Source organism: Streptomyces sp. NPDC038280 (assembly GCF_055600045.1).
The window spans coordinates 13,049-37,473 of sequence record NZ_JBVJYZ010000001.1 but is presented as its reverse complement, the minus strand read 5'-3'; the positions used below and the strand labels follow the sequence as shown (position 1 = coordinate 37,473).

The following is a 24,425-nucleotide window of genomic DNA, read 5'->3' as shown; positions in this document are numbered from 1 at the left end:
CGCGGCCGCGTCCGTCTCACATCACCTGCACGCCGATCAGACACGTGTCGTCGTCCGTGTCCGACTTGCTGTGCGTGAGCAGCCCGTCGAGGCGCCGCTCGAGCGTGGTGCTGGGCGTGCGGGCCCCTTCCAGCAGATGCGTCAGGGAGTCCTGGACCGACTGGTCCCGCCGCTCGACCAGACCGTCGGTGTACATGAGGAGGGTGTCGCCCGCCTCCATCCGCAGTTCCTCCTCCTCGTACGTGGCCTCCGCGAGGGCGCCGAGGAGTATCCCGTTGAGCGGCCGCAGTGTGGTGGCCCGCTGACCCCGGATCAGGACCGGGGGAAGGTGCCCCGCCCGCGCCCAGCGCAGGATGTGGGTCTCGGGGTCGTACAATCCGCACACCGCCGTGGCGGTGACCTGCTCGGTCAGATAGTGGGCCACGATGTTGAGCCAGGACAGGAGCTGGGCGGGGCCGGCTCCCGTCACGGCGAGTCCGCGCATGGCGTTGCGGAGCACCACCATCGTCGTGGCGGCCTCGATGCCGTGGCCCGCCACGTCTCCCACGCACAGCATGATCTGCTTCGACGGCAGGACGACGGCGTCGTACCAGTCGCCTCCCACCATGGACTCGGACTCCGCGGGACGGTAGCGCACCGCGATCTGCAGCCCGGGGCTGTCCAGCGGGGCCTGGGTCGGCGGCATGATGGCGTGCTGCAGCTGCAGCGTCAGCCGGTTGCGCTCGGCGGCCTGCTGCTCGGTGTGGGCGAGTTGGTCGCGGGTCGCCGCCAGGGCCACCTCGGTCCAGTGCTGGGCGGAGATGTCCTGGTAGGCGCCGCGTACCGCCAGCAGTCGCCGGCCGGCGTCCAGCACCGGCTCGGCGATCACGCGCAGGTGCCGGGTGATGCCGTCGGGGCGCTGGAGCCGGAACGCGGCTGAGGCCTGTCGCCGCTGGTTGAGCACCGAACGCAGGAAGCGACCGATCAGGACGCTGTCGTCGGGGTGGACATGGGCGGCCAGCTCGTGCAGGGGCACGGGGTCGGACCCCGGGGGGCGGCCGTAGAGGTCGAAGAGCTGACCGTTCCAGGTGATCTCACCCGTGGCGACGTTCTCCTCGAAGCCGCCGATCCGGCCCAGCCGCTGGGCGTGCTGGAGCAGACTCGCCAGGCGCGCCGTCTCGTCCTCGACGCGCCAGATGAGAAGCACGCTGCCGCCGTGGCGGCTGACGCTGATGTCGGCGACGGCGGCGAGCGGCACCTGGTCCACCAGGGCGGTGAGCGTCATCCGCTCGGTGCGGTAGGGCTCTCCGGTGGCGTAGACCCGCTCGATCTTCTCGAAGAGGTCGCTGTCGCCGACCGCCTTCGGATAGGCCTCGAGCAGCAGGGCGCCGTTGACGGCGGTACGGGGTCGGCCGGCCGGGTCGACGAAGTGGCCGTTGACATGGTGGATGCGGAAGTCGGCGAGCTCACCCTCGGGCCCGAAGAACGGCGTGAGGACCAGGGCCGGGTCGTACAGACCGTCGGACAGGTCCACCAGCTCGGTGAGGTCGGCCGACGGCCTGACCGTGTCCCACGCCGTGGCCGACGCCGGCATGGCCTCCAGCGTGTGGGCGCACAACTCGGCGAGCGCCTCGATCTGGCGCTCGATCTGCGGGGGCTGCGGCTCCAGCGGTCCGGGCCAGCAGATCTCCAGGATGCCGTGGATCCGGCCGCCGGTGCCGGCCGGGACCGCCACCCGGCCACCGCCGGCGCTCTGCGCGGAGCCGATGGACGGCAGGACCGCCGACGAGTGGGACCGTACCCACACGGTCCGGCGCTCGCTCAGCGCCTGGCGGGCCAGGGTCGCCACACCGGGGGGTACGTAACGCCAGCGGCCTGCCTCGTCGGTGGTGAAACCCGCGTGGCCCGCGAGGGTCAGCGAGGCGTCGGAGCCCGCCGTCCACACCGCGACGGCGGTGGCCCCGAGCGGGGTCAGCGCGTGTTCCAGCAGGGATTCCGCGACCGCTTGGGTATCTCCCGCCGCCAGGGCGGCGCTCTCCGCCGTACGCAGCCGCACGGCGACGGAGACGCCGCTCTCCTCCCCGTCCACGGGCAGGCCGGCGGTCCGGTGGACGAAGGCGTCGACGACCTCGGCGACCTGGTCGCGGGCGGCCTGGTTGATGATGTCCGCCGCCAGTTCCAGCTGCGAGAGGCCCGCCTCCTCGGCGAGCGTCGCGAGCTGCTGGGCGGCCGAAGACGGCCCGCACCGAAGGCGCTCGATGAGGACGCCCTTGGCGAGTTCGATCAGTGCGCGGCCGTCGGCCGCCGCCTGCGCGGCGCGGATCTCGCTCCGCAGGCGCTGCACGGTCGCGGCCAGCCTGCCGACGTTGGCCGCTCTGCTGAGCGAGGGGTCCGTCAGGGCGTCGACCGATGGGGAGAGGACGGGGTCCGGGTCGTGCGCGGTAGCCGGCGGGGACGGATCGTGCGGGACGGCGGGTGCCGACCGCCCGTCGTCCCGCACGGGCTGCCCCGGTCGTTCGGGAGTGCTCACTGGACTGCTGGCTCCTCGGTCGGCGGTGGTGGGGGAGAGGCGTGTGAAGGAGGGGCGGTGCCCCTCCCCCTCGGCGTGCCTCAGTTGTTCAGCCAGCGCCGTACGCAGGCGATGAGGTCGTCGGCGTCCACGGGCTTCGCGACGTAGTCGCTCGCCCCGGACGCCAGGCTCTTCTCACGGTCGCCCGGCATGGCCTTGGCCGTGACCGCGATGATGGGCAGCTTGGCGTGGGCGGGTTCGGCCCGGATGGCGGCGGTGGCGGCGTAACCGTCCATCTCCGGCATCATCACGTCCATCAGGATCAGGCCGATCTCGGGATGCTCGCGCAGGGCCTCGATGCCCTTGCGGCCGTTCTCGGCGTGCAGCACCTCGATGCCGTGGAGCTCGAGGATGCCGCTGATGGCGTAGAGATTGCGGGCGTCGTCGTCCACGACCAGGACGGTGTGGCCCAGCAGGCTCCCGTCGATGGGCTGCGAGGACGGCCTGCGCGTCTCCTCCGGACGTACGAGGGGCAGGACGTCGCCGGGCTCGTCCGCCGACAGGTGCAGGGCGATGCGTTCGCGCAACTCGTCGAGGCTCGACAGCAGTTCGAGCGGCCGACTGCCCGCCCGGGACTGGAGGCTCTCCTCCTGCGCCGGGTCCAGCCTGCGGCTGTTGTGCGCGAGGACGGGCACGGTCATGACGGCGGCGTCACCGTCCATGGCCTCCAGGAAGCGCATGGCCTCGCCACTGGGCATGTCCAGTTCCAGGACGACGCAGTGGAACGGCGCCGTGGCCAGGCTTGCGGCGGCCTCCTGCGCGCCGACGGCGGTGATGACCTCGATGTCGTCCCGGCGCTCGCCCAGATCCTGGGGTCCGGAGACATCGGCCACCGCGCTCTCGGCGACCAGGGACAGCAGGCCCCGCGCGCGTTCCTCGACGACCAGGAGCCGGCGCTTCTGCCGCGGCAGGGGAGCCGGGCGGGCCGTCAGCAGCTCGACACCGGCCGTGCCGTGCGTCGCGGGCGCCTCCCCCGAAGGACCGGCGGAGTAGGTCCCCCAGTCCGTGCGCGCCACCGGCAGGAAGAGCGTGAACGTGCTGCCCTTGCCCTGGACGCTCTCGGCGACGACCGCGCCACCGAGCAGATGCGCGATCTCCCTGCTGATGGAGAGCCCCAGGCCCGTGCCGCCGTACTTGCGGCTCGTGGTGCCGTCGGCCTGCTGGAAGGCGCCGAAGATCGTCTCCAGCTGCTGCTCGGAGATGCCGATGCCGGTGTCCTTCACCCGGAAGGCCACGACGCCCTCGCCGCGCTGCACGGAGGAGGGGAGCTCCTCCGGCCGGGCCGGCTCGATGCGCAGCTCGACACTGCCCTGCTCGGTGAACTTGACCGCGTTCGACAGCAGGTTGCGCAGGACCTGCCGCAGCCGCGAGTCGTCGGTCAGGACGTCCGTCGGAACGCCGGGCGCCGTGCTGATCGTGAACGCGAGGTTCTTCTGGGTGGTCATCGGACGGAACGTGGCCTCGACGTAGTCGAGCAGCTGACGCAGCTGGACGGGCTCCGGGTTGATGTCCATCTTGCCCGCCTCGACCTTCGACAGGTCCAGGATGTCGTTGATCAGCTGGAGCAGGTCGGAGCCGGCGGAGTGGATGATCCCGGCGTACTCGACCTGCTTCGGGGTGAGATTGCGCGTCGGGTTCTGTGCCAGCAGCTGAGCGAGGATGAGCAGGCTGTTGAGGGGCGTACGCAGCTCGTGGCTCATGTTCGCGAGGAACTCGGACTTGTACTTGGAGGCCAGCGACAGCTGCTGCGCCCTGGTCTCCAGCTCCTGCCGCGCCTGCTCGATCTCGAGGTTCTTCGTCTCGATGTCGCGGTTCTGCGAGGCGAGCAGCGCCGCCTTCTCCTCCAGCTCCGCGTTGGAGCGCTGCAACTCCTCCTGCTGGTCCTGGAGTTCCTCCGACCGGGCCCGAAGTTCGCTCGCCAACCGCTGTGACTCGCCCAGCAGTTCATCGGTACGGGCGTTGGCCACGATCGTGTTGACGTTGACGCCGACGGTCTCCATCAGCTGCTCGAGGAAGCGCCGGTGCACCGGAGTGAAGGGGGTGAAGGATCCCAGCTCGATGACGCCCAGTACCTGGTCCTCGACGACGATCGGCAGGACGATCAGGCTGCCCGGGGCCGTCCGGCCGAGACCGGAGGAGATGGTGACGTAGTCGCCGGGCACGCCGTCGGCGGCGATCGTACGTCTGCTCCGCGCCGCCTGCCCCACCAGCGACTCACCCAGCTTGAAGCGGGTGTGGCCGTCGAAGTCGGCGGGGCGTCCGTACGAGCCGACGAGGGTGAGTTCGATCCCCCCGGGCGCCTCCTCCGCCAGGTAGAAGGCGCCGTACTGGGCCGACACCAGCGGGGTCAGCTCGTCCATCACCAGCTCGGCGACCACCGCGAGGTCGCGGTGGCCCTGCATCAGCCCGGAGATCCGTGCCAGGTTGGACTTCAGCCAGTCCTGCTCCTGGTTCGCCCGGGTCGTCTCGCGCAGGGACCCCACCATCGAGTTGATGTTGTCCTTCAGCTCGGCGACCTCGCCGGAGGCGTCCACGGTGATGGAGCGGGTCAGATCGCCCTCCGCGACGGCGCTCGTGACCTCGGCGATGGCGCGCACCTGACGGGTCAGGTTCCCGGCCAGTTCGTTGACGTTCTCCGTCAGCCGCTTCCACGTACCCGAGACCCCCTCGACCTCGGCCTGGCCGCCGAGGCGGCCCTCACTGCCCACCTCGCGGGCCACGCGGGTGACCTCGGCGGCGAAGGAGGACAGCTGGTCGACCATCGTGTTGATGGTCGTCTTCAGTTCCAGGATCTCGCCGCGCGCGTCGACGTCGATCTTCTTCGACAGGTCACCGTTGGCGACGGCGGTCGTGACCAGAGCGATGTTGCGCACCTGTCCGGTCAGGTTGTTCGCCATCGAGTTGACGTTGTCGGTGAGGTCCTTCCAGGTGCCGGCGACGTTCGGCACCCGGGCCTGGCCGCCGAGGCGGCCCTCGGTGCCCACCTCGCGGGCCACGCGGGTGACCTCGTCGGCGAAGGCGGAGAGTGTGTCCACCATGGTGTTGATCACGCCGGCGAGGGCGGCGACCTCACCCTTGGCCTCGACGGTGATCTTCTGGGAGAGGTCGCCCTTGGCGACGGCGGTGGCGACCTGCGCGATGGAGCGCACCTGGCCGGTGAGGTTGGACGCCATGACGTTGACGTTGTCGGTGAGGTCCTTCCAGGTGCCCGACACGCCGCGCACGGTGGCCTGGCCGCCGAGGTTGCCCTCGGTGCCCACTTCGCGGGCGACGCGGGTGACTTCGTCGGCGAAGGACGAGAGCTGGTCGACCATCGTGTTGATGGTGTCCTTCAGCTCCAGGATCTCGCCGCGCGCCGTGACGGTGATCTTCTGGGAGAGGTCGCCCTTGGCGACGGCGGTGGCGACCTGGGCGATGGAGCGGACCTGCGCGGTGAGGTTGCCGGCCATGGAGTTGACCGAGTCGGTCAGGTCGCGCCAGGTGCCGGAGACGCCCTTCACATCGGCCTGGCCGCCGAGCTGGCCCTCGGTGCCCACTTCGCGGGCCATGCGGGTGACCTCGTCGGCGAAGGAGGAGAGCTGGTCGACCATCGTGTTGATGGTGTTCTTCAGCTGGAGGATCTCGCCGCGCGCGTCGACGTCGATCTTCTGGGAGAGGTCGCCCTTGGCGACGGCGGTCGTGACCTGGGCGATGTTGCGGACCTGGTCGGTGAGGTTGCCGGCCATGAAGTTCACCGAGTCGGTCAGGTCCCGCCAGACGCCCGCGACACCGGGCACCTCGGCCTGTCCGCCGAGCTGGCCCTCGCTGCCCACTTCGCGGGCGACGCGGGTGACTTCGTCGGCGAAGGAGGAGAGCTGGTCGACCATCGTGTTGACGGTCTCCTTCAGCTGGAGGATCTCGCCGCGCGCGTCGACGTCGATCTTCTGGGAGAGATCGCCCTTGGCCACGGCCGTGGCGACCTGGGCGATGTCGCGCACCTGGGCCGTCAGATTGCCCGCCATCGCGTTGACCGAGTCGGTGAGGTCCGCCCACGTACCGGAGACGCCCGGAACCTCGGCCTGACCGCCGAGGGTGCCCTCGGTGCCCACCTCGCGCGCCACGCGCGTCACCTCGGAGGTGAACAGCGACAGTTGGTCGACCATGCCGTTGAACACGGTGGCGATCTCGCCGAGCAGCCCGTCCGCCTCGTCCGGCAGCCTCGTACCGAAATCGCCGTCGCGCACGGCCGTGAGCCCTGCCAGTAGTTGTCGCAGCTCCGGTTCGCCCACCTTGCCGCTCTCCCTGGAAGGGCGCGAACGATGCACAGGACGTGAGCCTTCGGCCACCGTCTCTGCCATGACCAACCTCGTTCCGCTCGGATGCCACGACGAAAGACCCGACAGGGGCGTGCCACGGAGGTGGCATGCTCACCGCCAAATCTTTTCGGCACTTAACCATTGCCGTACGACAAAATACGTCGCAGGCTAACGCACGGCGGCTGACCTGGGCAATCGAGCGTCAGGCCGCTTTCCGGCCGGGCTGACCGGTTTCGGGGGCTTCCCGTGGCTGTCCTCGGCAGGGGCGTACGCCGGCGGCGCCGGCTCCTCACCGGCCGCCTTCCCGCCTCCCGGCCCGGGCCGGGCGCACCGCGCACCTGATGCCCGCTCCGGCCGCCTCGAGCCGGGCGGCGGTCGGATCGGCGCGGAAAAGCGCGATCCCTGTCACATGCCGCCGGAATGGAGCGAAGCGGTCCGGGCGAATGACGACTCAACTCGGCAGGTGTGGTCCGCATGTTCGGGGGCACCATCGATTCCGGAGGTTGATAAACATGGTTCCCCTGCTTCTGGTACTCCTGCTCATCCTGATCCTCTTCGGTGCGGGCTTCGCGCTGAAGGCCCTTTGGTGGATCGCGGTCGTGCTCCTCGTCCTGTGGCTGATCGGGTTTGTCGCCCGTCCCCGTGGCGGAAGTGGCCGCTGGTATCGCTGGTAGGGCGAAAAGCGGTCGGATGGCAGAACGAATCCGACAGAATCTCCATTCTGCGAGGAAGGTGCTCATGACTGACAACATCTGGGGTTACCGCCAGGCGTCCGGCCGTCTCGACGGCGTGTCGCTGGAGGGCTACAAGGTCGAGGCCACGGACGGCAGCATCGGCAAGGTCGACAAGCACTCCGACGAGGTCGGCTCCTCCTATCTGGTGGTGGACACCGGCCCCTGGATCTTCGGCAAGCACGTGCTCCTGCCCGCCGGCACGGTGACCCGTATCGACGTCGACGAGAAGGCGATCCACGTGGATCGCACCAAGGAGCAGATCAAGGACGCCCCGGAGTTCCACCCGGACAAGCATCTGGAGGACCCGGAATACCACCGGACGATCGGTGGCTATTACGGCGGCCCTCTTCTCTGACGCGCCTTAATCGCATTCGTCGGGGCGGCACCTTTCGGGGTGCCGCCCCAGCGGTGTTTCCAGTGGTCGATTACGCATATAAGGGGAACCAGGAACGGGGAATCATGGAGACAGGAATCGCGGAGGGCGATCAAGAACCCGTCGCATCGCGGGAACCCAGACGAATGGCGATGGCGAGCGTGTCGTCCGGATGCAGAACATGCGTGAGAATGTCCTCGGCAATGGCGCCCGGAATACCGGCGGTGGGCTCACCGAGATGCCGCAGGGCCGACTTCAGAAGAAGCTCCTCTCCCAGCCGGGGGTCGCGACGGTTCTCCGTGAGGCCGTCCGTATAGAGGATGACCAGATCTCCGGCCTCCAGGTCGGTGGTGAGCACACGTTCACTGCCCGGCTGCGGATAGCCGATACCGCGGCCCCGCACCTCGAGGTACGCGCCCGTCCCGTCGGGGCGGACCAGGAGCGCGGGCGGGTGGCTGCCATTGGCCAGTTTCAGCTCGCCCGTGGCGGGGTCGAGGCGCGCCAGGAGCAGGGTCGCCATGACGTTCTCGTCGAACGGCGTCAGGATCTCGTCCGTGCGCGCCACGATCGTCTCCAGCGGGTGGCCCTCCAGCGCCAGCGTCCGTACGGCATGGGTCACCGTCAGGGCGGTGCGCGTACTGGTGACGCCGTGGCCCAGCGCGTCGACGACGGTGATGTGGACGGTTCCGTCCGGCAGCGTGAACCAGTCGTACAGGTCCCCGCCGGTGGGGTCGTCGTCGCCGGCGGGCGCGTAGTGGACGGCGAGTTCGGCCCCGTCCACCTTCAGCGGGCGGGGCCGCAGCGCGTCCTCGAGGGCGCGCAGTGTGCGGCCGTGCGCCTTGCGCAGGTGCTCGTCCCGCTCTTCCAGCTGGACGTAGAGGGCAAGGAACCCGCTGTTGGTCTCGGCGAGTTCGTTCTCCAGCCGACGGTGCGCCTCCGAGAGGGCGTCGGCCCGCGCGAGGGCGGCGCGGAGCTCCTCCTCCATCAGTGCCAGATCGGCGTGGCCGTTGTCCGGTGACGCCGTGACGAGCGCCTGAGCGGTGCGTCCCGACGGCGGCGGGCCCGGTGACGGCAGCACGACGCGCCCGGACCGGTCGGGGCGCTCGAGGTCCGGGGGAAGCGGCAGATGCCAGACGATCGTGCCGTCGGCCGTCGCACACCCCGGCAGGGGGAGTCGGTCGGGATCCGGGGTGACACCCACACCCTGCTGCGGGAAGCCCAGCGCGATGGTGAGCAGGCCCGGGCCGTCACCGGTCGACTCGTGAGCGGTGGTGAGGGTGACCTGGCGTCCGTGGCCCAGCGGGACCGCGGACACCTCACTGAGCGTCAGTACGAGCCGGGCTCTCTGCTCGGCGGGGAGCCGGTGCGTGAGGGCGATGCTCCGAGCCGTGCGCCGCAGGGCGCTCAGCGTACGGAAGGTGTCTCGGGACATGTGACCCCTTGGAGGGGGCCGAACGCGAGGACGGTGGCGTCGTCGCGACGGCGGCGGTGGGTGTGGAGCAGCGAGGCGGCCAGGAGCGACGGGGGCAGCCCGGAGGGCGGGGAGGGCGCCGCGTGCGTCCAGCGGTGGTCGATGCCGTCGGTGTGCACCACGATGACGGAGGGGCAGGAGTGGAGCCCCAGCGTGCGCACGCGCGGGGCCGGCATGGTGTATCCCACTATTCCCGGCTGCCCGGTGAGCTGCTGGTCGACACCCTCGGGGGTGAGCGTCACAGCGCGCACATTGCCGATGCCGCAGTACTCGGCCCGGTCCGCGTGGACGCGTACGGCCGCCGCCGCCGCGCCGCGAGTGTGGCGCAGCGCCTTGTGCAGCGCCGTGAGGATGTCCGGCAGCGGCTGATCCGCGCGGTGGACGAACGTGCGCACCGCGAGCCGGCTCGCGATCGCGGCCTCGGGGCCGTGGCCCAGCCCGTCCAGGACGAGCCCGGTCCAGGTGTCCCCCCGGCGGGCGACGGCGTATCCGTCCCCGCACTCCTGCTCACCGGCCGCCGGAAGGCACAACGCTCCTACGTCGGCGGGCTGTCGCGTCCCGCCCGGGGCGGCGAGCCAGGCGTGTGCGAGGGTTCCGAACCCGGGTTCGGAGCGGAACGCGAAGTCGGTCGCGATGCGCCGTACCGCTCCGAGGCCGGCCCCGAGGGTGTTGGTGGTGGTGTAGCCGTCAGTGAAGCTCAGAGCGATGTCGGCGATGCCGGGCCCCCGGTCCACGCCGATGACGTCCAGGCCGGACCCCCGGGCGGCGGGTTGCAGATACACCGCCCCATTGCGGGCGTGTTTGTCGATGTTGCTGGCGAGTTCGCCGGCGACGACCGCCGCCTGCTCGGGCAGCGCGCCGGGCATCGCGCAGGCGCGGGCGAGGTCCTGGGCGCGCCGGGCCGCCATCGACACGGCGCTGTGGTGATCGATGGGGACGAATGACGTCGGCGTGGAGGACGTGTTCACGGCCGGGTGTGCCAGCGCAGGGCGATGACGGTGGTGCCTTGTCCGGGAGCGGTGCGGACGTGGAACTCGTCCATGAGGCGCCGGGCGCCGCCCAGGCCGTACCCCAGGCCCGCGCCGGAGGTGTAGCCGTCCCTGAAGGCCTTGTCCAGGTCCGCGATGCCGGGGCCCTGGTCCGCCACGCACAGCCGCAGACCGCGTCGACCGGCCCGCTGGACGAGCTCGATCGCGAGGGTCCCCCCGCCGCCGTGCACATAGGCGTTGCGGGCCAGTTCACTCGCGGCCGTGACGATGCGCGTCTGGTCCACCAGACCGAATCCGGCGCGCTGCGTGACCGCGCGGACGGCGTGCCGGGCGGTGAGCAGGTCCTCCTCGGCGCGGAGTTGGTGCGTCACGGGTCCCGCGCCGTGCTGCTCACCGGCGTCCGCGCCAGGAGCCGGAGCCCGGCCGAGGTCACTGGAGGGAAGCACCCGGGGCTCCCTTCGAAGGGGACGGGGGAGTACGGGACCAGCCCAGAGCTGCCATGGCCAGCTCGGCGTTGAGCGCGGTCTCCACGCCGGGCAGTCGCAGCCCCAGCTCCACCAGGGTGATGGCGACGGCCGGCCGCATGCCGGCCACCACGACCCTGGCACCCAACAGCCGTGCCGTGGTGGTGAGTTGCATGAGCGTCCGGGCGACGAACGAGTCGATGACTTCCAGCTGCGAGATGTCGATCAGGACGCCCCGCGCCCGGTCGGAGACGATCCGCTGGGTCAGTTCGTCGGTGAACGACACGACCGCTTTGTCGTCGAGTTCGTCGAGCAGACCGGTGACGAGGACGTCGCCCAGGCGCAGGATCGGTACGCCTCCGTAGGAGGAGCCGGTCACCGGGCGGCCGTGGAACCGGCCAGGTGCGCGGACTGGCCGGTCAGGGAGATGGCGGCGGCGAGCGCGTCGGCGAGGGTCGCGCGCGTCAGGATGGACGAGAGGTCGATGCCCAACTGGGCGATGATCTGGGCGATCGGCGGGCGGATGCCACTGATCAGGCAGTCCGCGCCCATCAACCGCACGGCGTTGACCGTCTGCATCAGATGGTGGGCGACCGCCGTGTCCACCGTCGGGACGCCGGTGATGTCGATGATCGCCACCTGGGTCTCTTCCCGCTGGATGGCCTCCAGGAGGTTCTCCACGACCACCTGCGTACGGCTGGTGTCCAGCGCGCCGATCAACGGGACGGCCAACACCTTGTCCCACAGGCGTACGACGGGAGTCGACACTTCGAGCAGCTGCCGGCTCTGCCGCCGGATGATCTCCTCGCGCCCCTCCACGTAGGTGGTGAAGGACAGCGCGCCGGCCGCGTCCACCAGCCGGTTGACGAGCAGGACGGCGGAGTACAGCGTGTCGGCGTCGCGCGTGACCTGCTGCACGGTCTCCAGCAGTGCCTCCTTCAGCGCCAGGATCGCCATCGCCGTCGCGGTCGGCGAGGCGCCGCCCCGTGCGCGGCGCAGGGAGAGTTCGGTGAACGCCTGCCGCAGGGCCGGGTGAGCGGCGACGACGCGCTCCGTGCGCCGGTCCGACTCCAGGCCGGAGCGCAGCGCTTCGACCACGGCGTCGGCCTCCTCGCGGAGCTCGATCTCGGTGATGCCGGTCCCCAGCACTGCCTGCTCGAGTTGCAACTGGACCCAGCGGTCGGCCACTTTCTCACTCTGCTCGCGCAGCGCGACGCTGACATGGAGCCGCGCCTCGGCGTCCTGGACGGTCATGCGATCCCACCTTCGCAATAGTTGTCGCAGGGAAAAAGTTAGCGGAGGCCGGGGGACCATCGGAAGTCGCCCACCTGGGGAGGGGGTTCAGGGCGCCACCCCGCGGGGGGAGGAGTGAGGGGGCCCATATGAACGTCAACAGTTGCAGTTTGACAACTGTATGCCCGAGGAAACACTCTTTCCCCGTGCGGATCGTGTGTGCGCCCTCCGCGCGTTCAGAGGAGAGATGAAGGCTGGTGACGGGTGAAGCGGTCGACGTGCCGACCGCGTGGAGCGGTCAGGCGGACTCCGCCGCACCCGGGTGCACCGTGTCCCTCTTCGGAGTGGAGTCCTCCACGGCGGAACAGAAACCGTTCAGGCCGTCCACGAGGGAAGCGCGCTCGGCCCCCGTCATCGCGGAGACGACTTCGAGCAGGGCGATTTCCCGACGGGAGCGCAGGTCCTTTAGGTAACTTTCTCCACGGTTCGACAAACGCAGCTCGAGTTCGCGGCGGCTGGCGGAACTGGCGGACCGTTCGATGAAGCCCAATGCGTCGAGACGGTCGCACATGCGACTCACCGAAGACGGTGCCGATCCGAGAATGTCACCCAACGTGCGCAGATTGATCGGCTGCTCGCGATCCAGGATGTACAGCACGCGCAGTTGCGAGGACGAGACCGGGCCGGCCGACGCCATGTCCCGGCCCTTGTTCCAGAGCACTTCCAGCAGCTCGATGATCTCCCCAGTGGCGCGCACGGCAGCCTGCCGACCGTCGCCAGAAGGAGTCTCGGGATGCATGCCCCCAACTGTGACACTTCGCAACGGCCCTGTCAGTCGCTGAGACATAAGAGGCCAACCGCTCCTTTTGCTCTATCTTCACGAATAGGTGGTAATCGAACGGTGGACAGATTCAAGGCTGTGGAACGGGCTCTGCGCGGTTCCGCGCCCCACGCTCTCGTGAACGCAGTGCGGGACGCGCTCATCGCCCACTACACAGCCGCCTCCGTTGACCTGCTCATGGCCGACTACGCGATGACCATACTGCAACCGGTCCACGCGCTCCCCTACACCGCGGACCCGGTTCCTGTCCACAACAGCGGGCCGGGGCGGGCCTTCGGGGCCCAGCAACCCTACGTGGAGAAGCTGGACCGGACCAGCCAGGTGAACGCCCACTTTCCCGTGAGCGTGCGGGGCGACCGCATGGGCGTCCTCACCGTCTGCCTCCCCGCCGACGCGTACACGGCGGAAGCGGAATACGAACTCCAGGAGATCGCCGAGGTCCTCGGCCACGAGATCGTCGTCGCCGAGCGGGACACGGACCTGTACCTCCAGGCCAGCCGCGCGAGCCGGCTCACCCTCGCCGCCGAGATGCAGTGGCAGCTCCTGCCCGGCCGCTCCTGCTCCCGTCCCGAGTACGAGATCGGGGCCCAGCTGGAACCCGCCTACGCCATCTTCGGAGACAACTTCGACTGGTCCACCTCGGAGAACCACCTCACCCTGACCGTCACCAACGGGATGGGAGAGGGCATCGAAGCCGCCCTCCTCACCAACCTCGCGGTCAACGCACTGCGCAACGCCCGGCGGGCCGGACTGTCGCTGGTCGATCAGGCCTTCCTCGCGGACCAGGCCGTCTACGGGCACTACCAGGGGCGAGTCCACCTCTCCGTACTGCTGCTGCGCTTCGACCTGGCCACCGGCGAGGTGGAGATCGTGGACGCCGGATCGCCGAAGATGTGGCGCCTGAGGCAGGGGAAGGCCGAGCCGATCGAGCTCGAGGCGCAGCTGCCGCTGGGCATGTTCGAGGACAGCATCTACACGGCCGAGTCCATCCGAGTCCTGCCCGGGGACCGGCTCTTCTTCCTCAGCGACGGCGTCTACGACGTGACCTCACCGGCGGGCGAGCGCTACAGCGAGAAGGCGCTGGCCCGGGCCATCGCCGCGACCCGGCTGCTCCCGCCCTCCCAGGTGCCCGGGGCGGTGCTCAAGGAGCTCGCGGGACATCGCGGGCCGATCGACGCGGAGGACGACGCCATGGTCGTCTGCCTCGACTGGCACGGGCGGCCGTAACGCCGTACGCCGCGGACGCGGGGAGGGTTCGCGGACGAGCCGGTTGCCGACGGCAACCGGCGCCGCGCGCCCCCGCCCATCAGGCCTCGTCGTGGCGGTTCCGTGCACCTTCGCGGGTCGGGGGCCGCGTAGGGAGCCGACCCCGCGCATGCCCAGGTCAGGGCGCCTCTTCGTGTCCGCGTTTCGCCCGTCAGGGGGCCTCGTCGCGGTGGCCGCAGACCCAGGCCAGTGCGTCGTGGACGCCGCGGCTGTAGTCCCGCTGCCCCGGGCGCCCGGTGGGATCCTCCATCTGCACCACGGCCGCGTCCACCTCGGCCGTCAGCACCTTCAGATCCGGCACGCCCTCCGCGACGCCGGCCCCCGTGACCGGCCCGCGTTCCACGCGCCCCAGCGACCACTGGTAAGCCGCCGACGCCCCGCTGGAGAACTGCGGCGCCCGGGCGCCCTCGGCCGCATGGGCCTCGAGCCGCCGCCTGGCCCGCTCGACGTCGGCGTAGGCGCGCGTGCCCACCCGTGGTTCCTCGCTCCGTACCCTCCGATGAATGGTCATACCGCTACGCCTACCCGGCCGGGTGCCCGTGATGTGCCTCCGGCGGCCCGCCGATGAAGGCCGTTCGCACAGAGCAGACATGACGTCGCCGAGGAGTGGTAGACGAACCCTCAACCGTTGAGGGATGGAGCCATGGAGGAACCACCATCGATCGTGCATGACGTCTCCGTCGCCGCCGCCGTGGGGAGGCGCGCCCTGCCGCAGCGCCTCTGCGCCGCGTTCACGCAGTCGCTCGGTGCGCGCCGCGCGGCCCTCTCGCTGCTGCCGCGTCTGGAGGACTGGCAACTTCTCCACGCCACCGACGAGTCGGCCCTGCAGGGCGAGGCGGCGCAGTTCGCGCTGGCCGACGGGCCCTCGATCAGTGCCGCACTCGAGATGCGGCCGGTGCTCGTGACCGACCTGCGCGACTACCACAGCCGTACCGGTCCCCGGCTGGCCGAGGACCTCCCCGACGTCCAGCGCGTACTGGCGCTCCCGCTGCACGCCCAGCACACACCGATCGGCGTGATCTGCCTGTACTACACCGAAGCCACCCCGGTCACGGGCAGCCATATCGCCGACGCGCAGTCCGCGGCCGGGTTCGCCCTGGAGGCGCTCATGCGCTGGCGGCCCGTGCACGCCGGGTCCGACTGCCGACGGCCGGTGTGGACCACCGACACCCGCGCGGCGCGCTGGGAACGCATTCACCGGGCCGCCGGCTATGTCGCGGCCGGAGAAGGGTGCGCCGTCGCGGAGGCGCTGGTGCGACTGCAGGAGGTCAGCGCCCGCGACGGGGTGTCGCTGCTCGACGTGGCGGACCTCGTCCTCCAGCCGTCGCGGACGCGTGCGACGGACTCCCGGTTCGCGGAGCAGGCCGACCGCGACCAACGACCCGACCGAGCTTGACCACGATCCCGACGAGGGGGGCACGAGATGGCACGGACCGTTCCGCACCGCCGGACCGGGAAGGGGTCAGGGCGGCAGAGGAGCGCCGAGAGAACGGGACTCTCTCCCGTGGCGCGCGCCGCGGCCATGCTGGTGGCCTTCGGGGCGACGGTCGGATTCGCGGTGGTGCTGGCCCGTCTGACGCTGGAGCCCTCGGCCGCCTCGGAGGCGCTGACGCACACCAACCTGCGACCGGGCAACTCGATCCGACAGTACCTCGCGCAGCCCGCGTTCCGCGACACCGTCAAGCAGCTCGGCGGAAACATCGCCCTGGGAGTCCCCTTCGGTCTGCTCCTGCCGGTCCTGGCGCCGCGGACCAGGGGACGCATCCGCATCACGGTGGTCACGGCGCTGGTCATGACGCTCGTCGAACTGGTCCAGGGCGCCCTCATCACCGGGCGCGCCTTCGACATCGACGACGTCCTGCTCAACACCGCGGGCGCCCTGCTGGGGTACCTCCTGATGGGGCGCAGGCTGGCGCGGGCCGTTCATCCCCGGCGTGAGCGCTGGTGGCACCGCTTCACGCGGCGGTCCCGGGCCCCCGCCGGATGACCGGGCCGACGCCGGTCACGCCCGCGCGGCCCGCTCACACGGTGAGGCGGGCGATGTCCTCGGCGGGGAGGCCCGTGAGCTGAGCGATGCGCGGCGCGGGGACACCGGCGGCCAGCGCCCGGTGCACCAGCGCCTCCCAGTCCTGGGTCGTGTCCCGGAACTCCAGGAGCTCGGCCTCCATGTCGGTGACGGACTGCGGCGCGCCCTGTTGCCGCACCCGTACTGTCTCCTCCTCCGTCAGCGGGACGGGCAGACGTTCGACGTCGGCGGGGATGAAGAGTTTCGCCTCGGACGGCAGGATCCTGACCCGCTCCGAAGAGGCGGACACCTCGTGCGCGTCCAGCCAGGCCCGTACGGCCGGGGTCTCGGCGCACTCCAGGCCGCCGACGGCGCCCAGGGCGGCGCCCAGCCGGGGATGTCGCTCAGGAAGCAGGAACAGATACGCGTCATCGGACATCGTGGAGCATCGCCTTTTCTGTCGGGCCTTCTCGGGCCTGCTGCCGGATTCCGTGCCGGCCTTGTGCGCCGGGCATCGGGGTGTCGAAGATTCCCCGCATCGGTGCGGCTACACCCGCTTTCCTCAGGTTCCCGGAGACGTTGAAAAGTCCGTTTTCGGGGCAAGCGAATCTGTCCGACCACAGCTACGAGGAGGGACTCGTGGACGCCCATACCCGATTGGCCACTGGACCGCCGGGCCACGCGGTCCTCGAAAGGCGACCGGAAGCGATCGCCCGCGCGCGCGATGTCGCCCGCGCCTTCCTGCGCACGCTCACGCCGACCGTGGACGCCCAGGTCGGTGCGAGCGTCGAGCTCGTGGTGTCCGAACTGGTCACCAACGCCGTACGGCACGCGCGTGGCGCCACGTGCGCGCTGCGCCTGGAGGCGCGGCCCGACGCCGTGACCGTCGCCGTCACTGACGCGGACCCTCGTCCGCCTCGGGAGCGGACCCCGGACCTCACGGGCGGCACCGGCGGATTCGGCTGGCCGATGGTGCGCAATGTGGCGGAGAGGGTCAGCGTGCTCCCGGGTCCCCGGGGCAAGACCGTTCGCGCGGTACTGCTCCGACACGGCCCCGGCGGGGCGTGAACCCGCCGGGGCCGTGTCGGACCGGCCGGACACGACGCGGACCGACGGCGGCTCCGCTCAGGCCGGCGGCCGCAGGGCCGCGTGCAGGCTCAGCCCGTGGTGGCGGCGCAGCCGGTACAGCTCCCAGCAGGAGAGGGCCGACACCGTCACCGGCGCGCCGAGGATGAAGACGACGCGGGCGAGCGGCGGGACGTTCGGATAGGCGCCGGTCACCAGGTCAAGGAGCGCCATCTCCCACACCAGAATGGTGGCGAGGGCCGGGGGCACCAGCTCGTGGATGTCCGCGGTACGGAAGACATGGACGAGCGACAGGCCGATGCCGTACATGGCGAAGCCGAGCGACCACAGGCAGAGCAGCCAGAGGACGATCTTCCCGGGCAGCCCGATCAGGTCCCGCACCGGCTGCAGCTCGGGCGCCATCGCGAGGGGGAAGGTGAACATGGAGCCCATCAGGGCGAACACCGCCCCCGCGGAACGCAGCGACCGGCGCAGATAGACGCGCCGCGTGCTCCCCCGGGCGGCCGCGATGAACGACCCGACCACGACGGGGAACGTACACACCAGGACGAGGACGCTGGACCAGCTCTGGTCGAAGCGGTCCGCGGCGACGGCCTCGGCCTGCCGCGCGTTGCTGATGGCGGTGTAGGTGAGCGTCAGCGCGAGCCACGCCGCCGCGCCCAGCGCCGTCCGCCACAACTGGAGCTTGCGGATGGTGGGGTCCTGGATGACGCCCGGGCGCGAGGGACGGAAGACCCGCTGGGCCGCGTACAGCGGATTGAAGACGAAGCGGACGATCTTCTGGCGACGGGTCGGCGGGGGAGGCGGTGGGCCGGGCGGCCAGGGGCCGCCGTACGGGCCCTGGGGATAGGGCCCTTGAGGGTACGGGCGTGGGGGATGGGGATACCCCTGGGGCGGAACGGGTGGCCGCGGCGGGCCGTAGGGGCCGACGGCGCCGGGTGGCACCGGCGGATACGGTCCGCGATGCGGGCCGGGTCCCGGCGGCCGGCCGCCCGGGCCGCCCTGCGGACCCGGAAACCCGCCTCCTCCGTGTCCGCTCACGCCACTTACCCCCGTAGTCCGTCAGATCGAGCCACCGGATCCTACCCAACACGAGCACGTCGTTCCCCACCTTCGCTTCACTGGTCGTGGAGCACCCGGACCACGAACTTGCCGCGCGCTTCGCCCTCTTTGAGGTGGCGGATCGCGTCGGGAGCCTCGGCGAGCGGGTACGTCCTGTCGACGACGGGGGTCACCGAGCCGGCCTCGATGAGTTCGCCGAGGTACACGAGGTCCTTGTGGCGTTCCACCGCGGCGAGCCCGCGGAGCCGCTGGCCGACGAACGGCGACAGGAGGAGTCCGCGCAGCGCCCGGTCGAAGCCGCCGACCCAGTCGCCGCCGCCCTCGCCCCCGACGATGACAAGGGTTCCGCGCGGGGTGAGGGCGCGGCGCAGCCGGGAGAGGGGCCGGTTGCCGCCGGTGTCGAGTACGAGGTCGAACCGGCGGGTGCCGTCGGTCGGGTCCTCGCGGGTGTAGTCGAGTACCTCGTCGGCGCCTATGGAGCGGACCAGGTCCGTCTTGGCGGTACTGCAGACGCCCGTGACATGGGCGCCGAGGGCCTTGGCCAGCTGCACGGCGAACGTGCCGACGCCTCCCGAGGCGCCGAGGACGAGGACGGTCTGCCCCGCCCGCAGCCGACCCGCGTCCCGCACCGCCTGCAGGGCGGTGCACCCCGACACCGGTACGGCGGCGGCCTGTTCGAAGTCGAGGCCGGCCGGCTTGGGCGCGAGCCGGTCCTCCTTGGCACACGCGTACTCGGCGAACGAGCCGTCGCAGCTGCCGAACACCTCGTCGCCCGGCCGGAAGCGGGTGACACCCGGGCCGACCGCCTCGACGCGTCCGGCGACGTCCAGGCCCCGGACGCGGGTCTTCGGCGCACGCAGGCCGAAGCCCATGCCGCGGATCAGGTAGGGCAGGCCCGCCGTGAGGTGCCATACCCCCGGGTCGACGCCGGCCGCGTGGACCCGCAGGAGCACCTCGCCCTTGCCGGGCACCGGCTTCGCGGTCTCTTCGAGACGCAGCACCGAGGGCGGTCCGTACGTGTCGTGGACGATGGCCTTCATGAGGTGTCTCCCTCGGAGTCGGGGTACTGGAACACGTCGTCGAGCGGGACGGAGAACACCCGGGCGATCTGGAACGCCATCTCCAACGAGGGGGAGTAGCGGCCCTGTTCGATGGCGATGACGGTCTGCCGTGTCACCCCGACGCGGCGGGCGAGCTCTGCCTGGGTCATCTCGCCGTGGGCGAAGCGGAGGGCCCGGATCGTGTTGGTGACCCTGGTCGGCCTCACCACGGGTGGAAGCCCAGCCGGTAGGCGACGATCTTCGCGACGGCACCGAGGATCGCCGACAGGACGAACGCCAGGTAGATCGCGTTGGCGATCCAGAACTGGTCGATGTCGGCCATCGCGAGCGCGAGCCCGGCGACGCCGCCGACCACGACGAACGACTGCCCGATGTGCTCCCCGAAGCGGTGGATCTCCCGGTCGCGCTGGTCCTTGACGGTGGCCTCCCTGGGCGAGAAGGAGGACACCACGATGTGGAGCACGATCGAGGCGACGATCGCGGAGATCACCGTCCACAGCAGTGCGGACACATAGGGGGCCTCGGCAAGGGGCGCGTCCCCGGGCCGCCCGAGGACGACGGCCAGATAGACCGCGTACGACGCGATGCTGACCAGGACCAGGATCCAGGCACGTTTCTCTTCGACTGCCACGCCGACTCCCCATGTAAAGAAAACCTGACACTCAGGAGTGTCAAGTACTTCCGACACGGTGTCAAGCTTCCTTTACATCGAGGGGTTCGCGCACTGGACGCGGAGGGCGAGGCAGCTCCCGCCGGGCGCCGGCTCTCCGCACGTGCCCGCCCAGCCGTCAGAAGGTGTCGATGTCGCTGTCGAGGTCCATGTCGAGGAAGTTCGGCAGGGCCGCCTCCGCGCCGTCCGACGCGCCCGGCAGCGACTGTTCGGCCCAGATGACCTTGCCCTCCGGGGTGTACCGCGTGCCCCACCGCTGGCAGATCTGGGCCACCAGGAAGAGCCCGCGCCCGCCCTCGTCCGTCGTGGCGGCGTAGCGGAGGTGCGGTGCGGTGCTGCTGGCGTCGGACACCTCGCAGGTCAGGGTGCGGTCGCGCAGCAGGCGTACCCGGACCGGTGCCGAGCCGTGCCGTATGGCGTTGGTGATCAGCTCGCTGAGGACCAGCTCCGTGCCGAATTCGAGCTCCGACAGTCCCCACTCCGTGAGCTTCTCGCCGATGACCGCCCGCATGGCGCCCACCGCGCTCGGCTCGAACGGCACCGCCCACTCGGCGACGCTCTCCGGGCCGAGGGCGCGGGTCCGTGCGATGAGCAGGGCCACGTCATCGCGCGGACGGGCCGGCAGCAGTACCTCGAGAATCGCCCGGCGGCTCTCCTGCGGATCACGGTCGGGATGGCTCAGGGCCGTGCGGAGCAGCTCGAGGCCCTCGTCGATGTCGCGGGTACGGCCCTCGATCAGCCCGTCGGTGTAGAAGACCAGCTGGCTGCCCTCGGTCAGGGTCAGCTCCGCCGTCTCGAACGGCATGCCGCCGAGGCCCAGCGGCGGACCGGCCGGCACGTCGGGGACGTCCACCGTGCCGTCGGGCCGGACCACCATCGGCGGCGGGTGGCCCGCGCGGGCCACGGCGCAGTTCTGCGACACCGGGTCGTAGACCGCGTAGAGGCAGGTGGCGCCCAGCATGCCGCCCTCGTGGTCGTCCGGTTCGCCGTTGTGGTCGATGCGCCGGACGAGGTCGTCGAGACGGGCGAGCAGCTCGTCGGGAGGCAGGTCGAGGGAGGAGAAGTTGTGGACGGCGGTGCGCAGCCGGCCCATGGTGGCCGCGGCGTGCAGCCCGTGGCCGACGACATCGCCGACGACGAGTGCGACGCGGCTGCCCGACAGCGGGATCACGTCGAACCAGTCGCCGCCCACACCGGACTGCGCGGGAAGGTAGTAGTGGGCCACCTCGACGGCGCTCTGCTCGGGCAGGCCGCGCGGCAGCAGGCTGCGCTGCAGGGTGACCGCCAGGGCGTGCTCGCGCGTGTAGCGCCGGGCGTTGTCGATGCTGACGGCCGCCCGCGCGACCAGCTCCTCGGCCAGGGAGAGATCGTCGTCGTCGAAGGGCTCCGGTTTCCGGGTGCGCCAGAAGTTGACCACCCCGAGGACGACGCCCCGCGCCTTGAGCGGCGCGGTGATGAGGGAGTGGATGCCGTAGTCGATGATGCTCTGCGCCCGGGGTGGGTCCTGGGCGTACCACCCGGGCGCGTCCGACAGGTCGGGTACGAGTTCCGCCTGCCCGGTGCCGAGCCCCCGGGCCTGCGGGGTGGAGGGCAGGAAGTCGATCAGTTTGCCGCGCGGATAGAGCGGCTGGTCGTCGCTGATGCCGCTGACCGCCGTACGCCGTATGTCGGCGCTGCTGCCGGTGGGCTCCTCGCCGTGCAGCACCTCGTCCGCCAGGTCGACGGTCACGAAGTCCGAGAAACGGGGGACGGCGACGTCCGCCAGCTCCTCGGCCGTCCGGACCACGTCGAGCGTGGTGCCGATGCCCACTCCCGCGTCGTACAGCAGCTTCAGCCGTCGGCGGGCCGCCTCGGCCCGGGTCGTCAGAACGCGCATCTCGGTGGAGTCGCGGATGGTGACGGCGGCGCCCTCCGGCTGGCCGCGTGGCTTCGCCGGCCGCTGGTTCACCACCAGGAGCCGGTCCCCGGCCGCGAGGACCTCGTCCGTGGCGATCCTGCCGGACAGCAGGAGTTCGGCCATCCGCGGGTCGAGCCCGGGCAGCTTCCGGACGTACTGCCCATCGGCGTCGGCGGGCAGGTCCAGCAGCCGTTTCGCCTCGTCGTTCGCGAGCAGCAGCCGGCCTTCCCCGTCGGTGATCAGGACGCCCTCGCGGACGGCGTGCAGAACCGCGTCGTGGTGTTCGTACATCCGGGTCATCTCGAGCGGTCCGAGCCCGTGGGTCTGCCGCCGCAGCCGTCTGGTGATCAGGGCGGTGCCGACGGTGGCCAGGGCCAGCCCGGCGGCGCTGACCCCGAGGATGACCGGGAGCTGCCGGTCCACCACGCCGGTGACGTTCTTCACCGTGAGACCGGCCGAGACCAGGGCGACGACCCGGCCGTCGGCCGAGGTCACCGGCACGATGGCCTGGATCTCCTGGCCGAGGGGACCTTCCACGCTCTCCGTGTGCACCCGGCCCGCAAGGGAGGGCTCGATCGTGCCCACGAACCGTTTGCCGATGCGGTCCGGCTGGGGGTGGGTGTAGCGAATGCCCTCGGTGTCCATCACCACGATGAAGTCGACGCCCGCCTGTTTTCGCGTCTCCTCCGTGAGCGGCTGGAGGATCTTCGACGGGTCGGGGGTCTTCAGTGCCGCCTGGAGCCCGAGGGAGTGGGCGAAGGTCTCCGCGACCGCGACCGAGCGGGTACGGGCCTCACGGTCCACGTCGTGCCGCGACTGGAGCACCAGGGCGAGCACGGCACCGGCGGCGAGCAGCACCACGACCGCCACCTGGAGGATGAACACCTGCCCGGCGACGCTCCGCGGGCGCTTCCCGCTCAGTGACCGCACCAACGTGCCCGGCACGGGTTGCGACGATCGACCACGTGTCCTTTGTAACACTGAACTGATCCTTCGGACACGTCCGAGTGAGCGCGTGCGAAGCCCCGCTATCGCTGCGGGAAGGGCGCCGCCGGCGCCGGCCCCAGGGTCGTCGTGCCCGGAGCGGCCCGGTGGCCCAGGCCCGTGCGGTAGACGTCCAGAGCGGCCTCGGTGCGGCCGGTGCGGCGCAGCAGGTCGCCGAGGAGGCGGCACAGGTCGGCCAGGTCACCGCTGGCGCCGCTGCGCTCCAGCAGCGCCAGGGCCAGGACGTAATGCTCCTCGGCCGTCTCGGGCTCCCCCCGCTCCTCGGCGATCATGCCGAGGAGCCGGTGCGCTCCGGCCGCGTGCACCGCGCCGTGCCGGTCGCCGAGCTCCAGGAGGGCCGAGAGCAGACCGGTCGCCTCCTCGTGCCGCCCGAGCCGCCGCAGGACGTCGGCCAGCTCCACCTCCACCTGGGCGGTGTAGAGCAGCGCGCGTTTGGCGGTCAGCATTTCCCGGGCGGTACGCAGTTCCTCCTCGGCGAGCGCGAGCTCGCCGTTCTGCGCGTGGACGTAGCCGCGCATCCAGTGGCAGTGGGCGAGGTCCGTGCGCAGTCTGAGCTGCCGGTAGATGGCCTGGGCCTTCGCGAGGGAGGCGTCGGCGTCGGCGGTGCGCCCTTCGGCGAGGAAGGTACGGGCCACCTGCCGGTGCATGCCCGCCACCAGTGCCGGGTCGTCCACCCGCGGCGCCAGGGCGAGGGCGAGCTCGGCGGCGTGGGCGGCGCGGGCGTGTGCGCCCATGTCGATGTAGGGGCCGATGACGGCGGCGTACAGCAGGACCAGCGCCTCGGGGTCGGTCAGACCGCTCGCGCCGAGCTCGTCGATGGTGGACTCGAGGAGGTAGCAGGCGTAGCGCAGCTCCCCGGCGAGGAGGTGGGCGACGGCGCGGCCCCGGACCGCGCGGGCGCGGCGGGGCAGCGGCTCCCGCGCGAGGAGCCGCTCGGCCGCCTCGAAATGCCGTCGGGCGTCGGCGAGCTCACCGGTCTCCAGCGCGCAGTCGCCCAGACCCAGCAGCGCCTCGGCCCGCTCGGGGGCCATGCCCAGGTGCTCCGCGTCGGTGAGCAGGCGGCGGTAGTGCACGGCGGCCTCGTCGGCGGCGCCGGTGGCCAGCTCCCGCTGGGCGTCGGTGAGGGCCAGACGCAGCTCGGTGGCCAGATGGGCGGGGCGCCCGGTGGCCAGTTCCTCGTACGAGGTCCCGAGCCGCTCGGCGAGGAAGCGCAGCGCGGTCTCGGAGGGGCGGACCTTGCCGGACTCCAGGGTCGACACATAGGCGGCCGTGTACGAGGGTTCCGCCAACTGTCGCTGGGTCAGGCCGCGTTGGCCGCGCAGCCGCTGCACCCGGCGGCCGATCTCGACCGGTTCGTCCATGGGAACCCCCTGGTAGCTCGAACTCCCCAGTATTCAGGGGCAGTAGGCATTGCGCACGTCCTGT

Annotated in this window: 22 protein-coding genes; 6 read left to right on the top strand and 16 right to left on the bottom strand. The window is 71.1% G+C overall.

Annotated elements, in window-relative coordinates; genetic code table 11:
- Positions 1 to 16 precede the first annotated feature (16 nt).
- Both ACZ7J0_RS00180 and ACZ7J0_RS00175 read right to left on the bottom strand, forming a co-directional pair.
- Positions 17 to 2,509, bottom strand: a complete 2,493-nt coding sequence (locus ACZ7J0_RS00180; RefSeq protein ID WP_470882710.1) for a SpoIIE family protein phosphatase — start codon at positions 2,507 to 2,509, stop codon at positions 17 to 19.
- A gap of 80 nt (positions 2,510 to 2,589) precedes the next feature.
- Entirely contained in the window at positions 2,590 to 6,885 is a 4,296-nt protein-coding gene (locus ACZ7J0_RS00175) for a HAMP domain-containing protein (protein ID WP_470882709.1), read from the bottom strand.
- A gap of 470 nt (positions 6,886 to 7,355) precedes the next feature.
- On the opposite strand from ACZ7J0_RS00175, the gene ACZ7J0_RS00170 reads away from it, so the two are divergent.
- Positions 7,356 to 7,517, top strand: coding sequence for a DUF5670 family protein (locus tag ACZ7J0_RS00170; protein ID WP_468709922.1), 162 nt, complete (start codon positions 7,356 to 7,358; stop codon positions 7,515 to 7,517).
- Positions 7,518 to 7,581: 64 nt separating this feature from the next.
- Positions 7,582 to 7,932, top strand: a complete 351-nt coding sequence (locus tag ACZ7J0_RS00165) for a PRC-barrel domain-containing protein (protein ID WP_468709920.1) — start codon at positions 7,582 to 7,584, stop codon at positions 7,930 to 7,932.
- A gap of 130 nt (positions 7,933 to 8,062) precedes the next feature.
- Here the strand turns inward: ACZ7J0_RS00165 and ACZ7J0_RS00160 are convergent, their stop codons facing one another.
- From ACZ7J0_RS00160 to ACZ7J0_RS00135, 6 genes are all read right to left on the bottom strand, one after another.
- On the bottom strand, positions 8,063 to 9,382 hold the full coding sequence (locus ACZ7J0_RS00160) for a PP2C family protein-serine/threonine phosphatase (protein WP_470882708.1): 1,320 nt from the start codon (positions 9,380 to 9,382) through the stop codon (positions 8,063 to 8,065).
- On the bottom strand, positions 9,355 to 10,389 hold the full coding sequence (locus ACZ7J0_RS00155; RefSeq protein ID WP_470882707.1) for a SpoIIE family protein phosphatase: 1,035 nt from the start codon (positions 10,387 to 10,389) through the stop codon (positions 9,355 to 9,357). Before ACZ7J0_RS00155 ends, ACZ7J0_RS00160 begins: the two co-directional genes overlap by 28 nt.
- Positions 10,386 to 10,856, bottom strand: coding sequence for an anti-sigma regulatory factor (locus ACZ7J0_RS00150; protein WP_470882706.1), 471 nt, complete (start codon positions 10,854 to 10,856; stop codon positions 10,386 to 10,388). The genes ACZ7J0_RS00155 and ACZ7J0_RS00150 overlap by 4 nt, the downstream gene beginning before the upstream one ends.
- Complete coding sequence (locus tag ACZ7J0_RS00145) at positions 10,840 to 11,253, bottom strand: STAS domain-containing protein (RefSeq protein ID WP_470882705.1); 414 nt, start codon at positions 11,251 to 11,253, stop codon at positions 10,840 to 10,842. The genes ACZ7J0_RS00150 and ACZ7J0_RS00145 overlap by 17 nt, the downstream gene beginning before the upstream one ends.
- On the bottom strand, positions 11,250 to 12,128 hold the full coding sequence (locus ACZ7J0_RS00140; RefSeq protein WP_470882704.1) for an STAS domain-containing protein: 879 nt from the start codon (positions 12,126 to 12,128) through the stop codon (positions 11,250 to 11,252). Before ACZ7J0_RS00140 ends, ACZ7J0_RS00145 begins: the two co-directional genes overlap by 4 nt.
- A 277-nt stretch (positions 12,129 to 12,405) precedes the next feature.
- A complete protein-coding gene (locus ACZ7J0_RS00135) occupies positions 12,406 to 12,906 on the bottom strand; it encodes a MarR family winged helix-turn-helix transcriptional regulator (protein WP_470882703.1) in 501 nt (166 codons plus the stop codon).
- A gap of 102 nt (positions 12,907 to 13,008) precedes the next feature.
- On the opposite strand from ACZ7J0_RS00135, the gene ACZ7J0_RS00130 reads away from it, so the two are divergent.
- Positions 13,009 to 14,175 (top strand): PP2C family protein-serine/threonine phosphatase, encoded by a 1,167-nt coding sequence (locus ACZ7J0_RS00130; RefSeq protein WP_470882702.1) that lies wholly within the window; start codon positions 13,009 to 13,011, stop codon positions 14,173 to 14,175.
- 190 nt (positions 14,176 to 14,365) lie between these two features.
- On the opposite strand, the gene ACZ7J0_RS00125 is transcribed toward ACZ7J0_RS00130, so the two are convergent.
- On the bottom strand, positions 14,366 to 14,686 hold the full coding sequence (locus ACZ7J0_RS00125) for a hypothetical protein (RefSeq protein ID WP_470882701.1): 321 nt from the start codon (positions 14,684 to 14,686) through the stop codon (positions 14,366 to 14,368).
- A gap of 171 nt (positions 14,687 to 14,857) precedes the next feature.
- Here ACZ7J0_RS00125 and ACZ7J0_RS00120 point away from each other — a divergent pair, with 171 nt between their 5' ends.
- Together ACZ7J0_RS00120 and ACZ7J0_RS00115 are read left to right on the top strand one after the other, a co-directional pair.
- On the top strand, positions 14,858 to 15,610 hold the full coding sequence (locus tag ACZ7J0_RS00120; protein ID WP_470882700.1) for a GAF domain-containing protein: 753 nt from the start codon (positions 14,858 to 14,860) through the stop codon (positions 15,608 to 15,610).
- A gap of 108 nt (positions 15,611 to 15,718) precedes the next feature.
- Positions 15,719 to 16,201 (top strand): VanZ family protein, encoded by a 483-nt coding sequence (locus tag ACZ7J0_RS00115; protein WP_470882699.1) that lies wholly within the window; start codon positions 15,719 to 15,721, stop codon positions 16,199 to 16,201.
- A gap of 34 nt (positions 16,202 to 16,235) precedes the next feature.
- Here the strand turns inward: ACZ7J0_RS00115 and ACZ7J0_RS00110 are convergent, their stop codons facing one another.
- Positions 16,236 to 16,658 (bottom strand): DUF6003 family protein, encoded by a 423-nt coding sequence (locus ACZ7J0_RS00110; protein WP_470882698.1) that lies wholly within the window; start codon positions 16,656 to 16,658, stop codon positions 16,236 to 16,238.
- 200 nt (positions 16,659 to 16,858) lie between these two features.
- Between ACZ7J0_RS00110 and ACZ7J0_RS00105 the strand changes: the two genes are divergently transcribed.
- Positions 16,859 to 17,287, top strand: coding sequence for an ATP-binding protein (locus tag ACZ7J0_RS00105; protein ID WP_470882697.1), 429 nt, complete (start codon positions 16,859 to 16,861; stop codon positions 17,285 to 17,287).
- Between the two features lie 57 nt (positions 17,288 to 17,344).
- Here ACZ7J0_RS00105 and ACZ7J0_RS00100 read toward each other — a convergent pair whose 3' ends face one another.
- The 6 genes from ACZ7J0_RS00100 to ACZ7J0_RS00075 form a co-directional block, all read right to left on the bottom strand.
- Positions 17,345 to 18,250 (bottom strand): hypothetical protein, encoded by a 906-nt coding sequence (locus tag ACZ7J0_RS00100; protein ID WP_470882696.1) that lies wholly within the window; start codon positions 18,248 to 18,250, stop codon positions 17,345 to 17,347.
- A 173-nt stretch (positions 18,251 to 18,423) separates the two neighbouring features.
- Positions 18,424 to 19,407: an NAD(P)-dependent alcohol dehydrogenase gene (locus ACZ7J0_RS00095; protein ID WP_470882695.1), complete on the bottom strand. Its 984-nt coding sequence runs from the start codon at positions 19,405 to 19,407 to the stop codon at positions 18,424 to 18,426.
- The gene (locus tag ACZ7J0_RS00090; RefSeq protein ID WP_470882694.1) at positions 19,404 to 19,637 is read right to left on the bottom strand and encodes a helix-turn-helix transcriptional regulator; all 234 of its coding nucleotides are present in this window, start codon (positions 19,635 to 19,637) and stop codon (positions 19,404 to 19,406) included. The genes ACZ7J0_RS00095 and ACZ7J0_RS00090 overlap by 4 nt, the downstream gene beginning before the upstream one ends.
- Positions 19,631 to 20,059 carry a hypothetical protein gene (locus ACZ7J0_RS00085; protein WP_470882693.1) on the bottom strand — a complete coding sequence of 143 codons (429 nt, stop codon included), beginning with the start codon at positions 20,057 to 20,059 and terminating at the stop codon, positions 19,631 to 19,633. The genes ACZ7J0_RS00090 and ACZ7J0_RS00085 overlap by 7 nt, the downstream gene beginning before the upstream one ends.
- A gap of 157 nt (positions 20,060 to 20,216) precedes the next feature.
- A complete protein-coding gene (locus ACZ7J0_RS00080; protein WP_470882692.1) occupies positions 20,217 to 22,940 on the bottom strand; it encodes a SpoIIE family protein phosphatase in 2,724 nt (907 codons plus the stop codon).
- 83 nt (positions 22,941 to 23,023) lie between these two features.
- Entirely contained in the window at positions 23,024 to 24,361 is a 1,338-nt protein-coding gene (locus ACZ7J0_RS00075) for a helix-turn-helix domain-containing protein (protein WP_470882691.1), read from the bottom strand.
- Between the last annotated feature and the right edge of the window lie 64 nt (positions 24,362 to 24,425).

What these genes read in the sequence shown, in the direction of transcription:
- ACZ7J0_RS00175 (WP_470882709.1), bottom strand. Translation starts at nt 6,885, where the DNA reads ATGGCAGAGACGGTGGCCGAAGGCTCACGTCCTGTGCATCGTTCGCGC.
- ACZ7J0_RS00170 (WP_468709922.1), top strand. Translation starts at nt 7,356, where the DNA reads ATGGTTCCCCTGCTTCTGGTACTCCTGCTCATCCTGATCCTCTTCGGT.
- ACZ7J0_RS00165 (WP_468709920.1), top strand. Translation starts at nt 7,582, where the DNA reads ATGACTGACAACATCTGGGGTTACCGCCAGGCGTCCGGCCGTCTCGAC.
- ACZ7J0_RS00160 (WP_470882708.1), bottom strand. Translation starts at nt 9,382, where the DNA reads ATGTCCCGAGACACCTTCCGTACGCTGAGCGCCCTGCGGCGCACGGCT.
- ACZ7J0_RS00140 (WP_470882704.1), bottom strand. Translation starts at nt 12,128, where the DNA reads ATGACCGTCCAGGACGCCGAGGCGCGGCTCCATGTCAGCGTCGCGCTG.
- ACZ7J0_RS00135 (WP_470882703.1), bottom strand. Translation starts at nt 12,906, where the DNA reads ATGCATCCCGAGACTCCTTCTGGCGACGGTCGGCAGGCTGCCGTGCGC.
- ACZ7J0_RS00120 (WP_470882700.1), top strand. Translation starts at nt 14,858, where the DNA reads ATGGAGGAACCACCATCGATCGTGCATGACGTCTCCGTCGCCGCCGCC.
- ACZ7J0_RS00110 (WP_470882698.1), bottom strand. Translation starts at nt 16,658, where the DNA reads ATGTCCGATGACGCGTATCTGTTCCTGCTTCCTGAGCGACATCCCCGG.
- ACZ7J0_RS00095 (WP_470882695.1), bottom strand. Translation starts at nt 19,407, where the DNA reads ATGAAGGCCATCGTCCACGACACGTACGGACCGCCCTCGGTGCTGCGT.
- ACZ7J0_RS00075 (WP_470882691.1), bottom strand. Translation starts at nt 24,361, where the DNA reads ATGGACGAACCGGTCGAGATCGGCCGCCGGGTGCAGCGGCTGCGCGGC.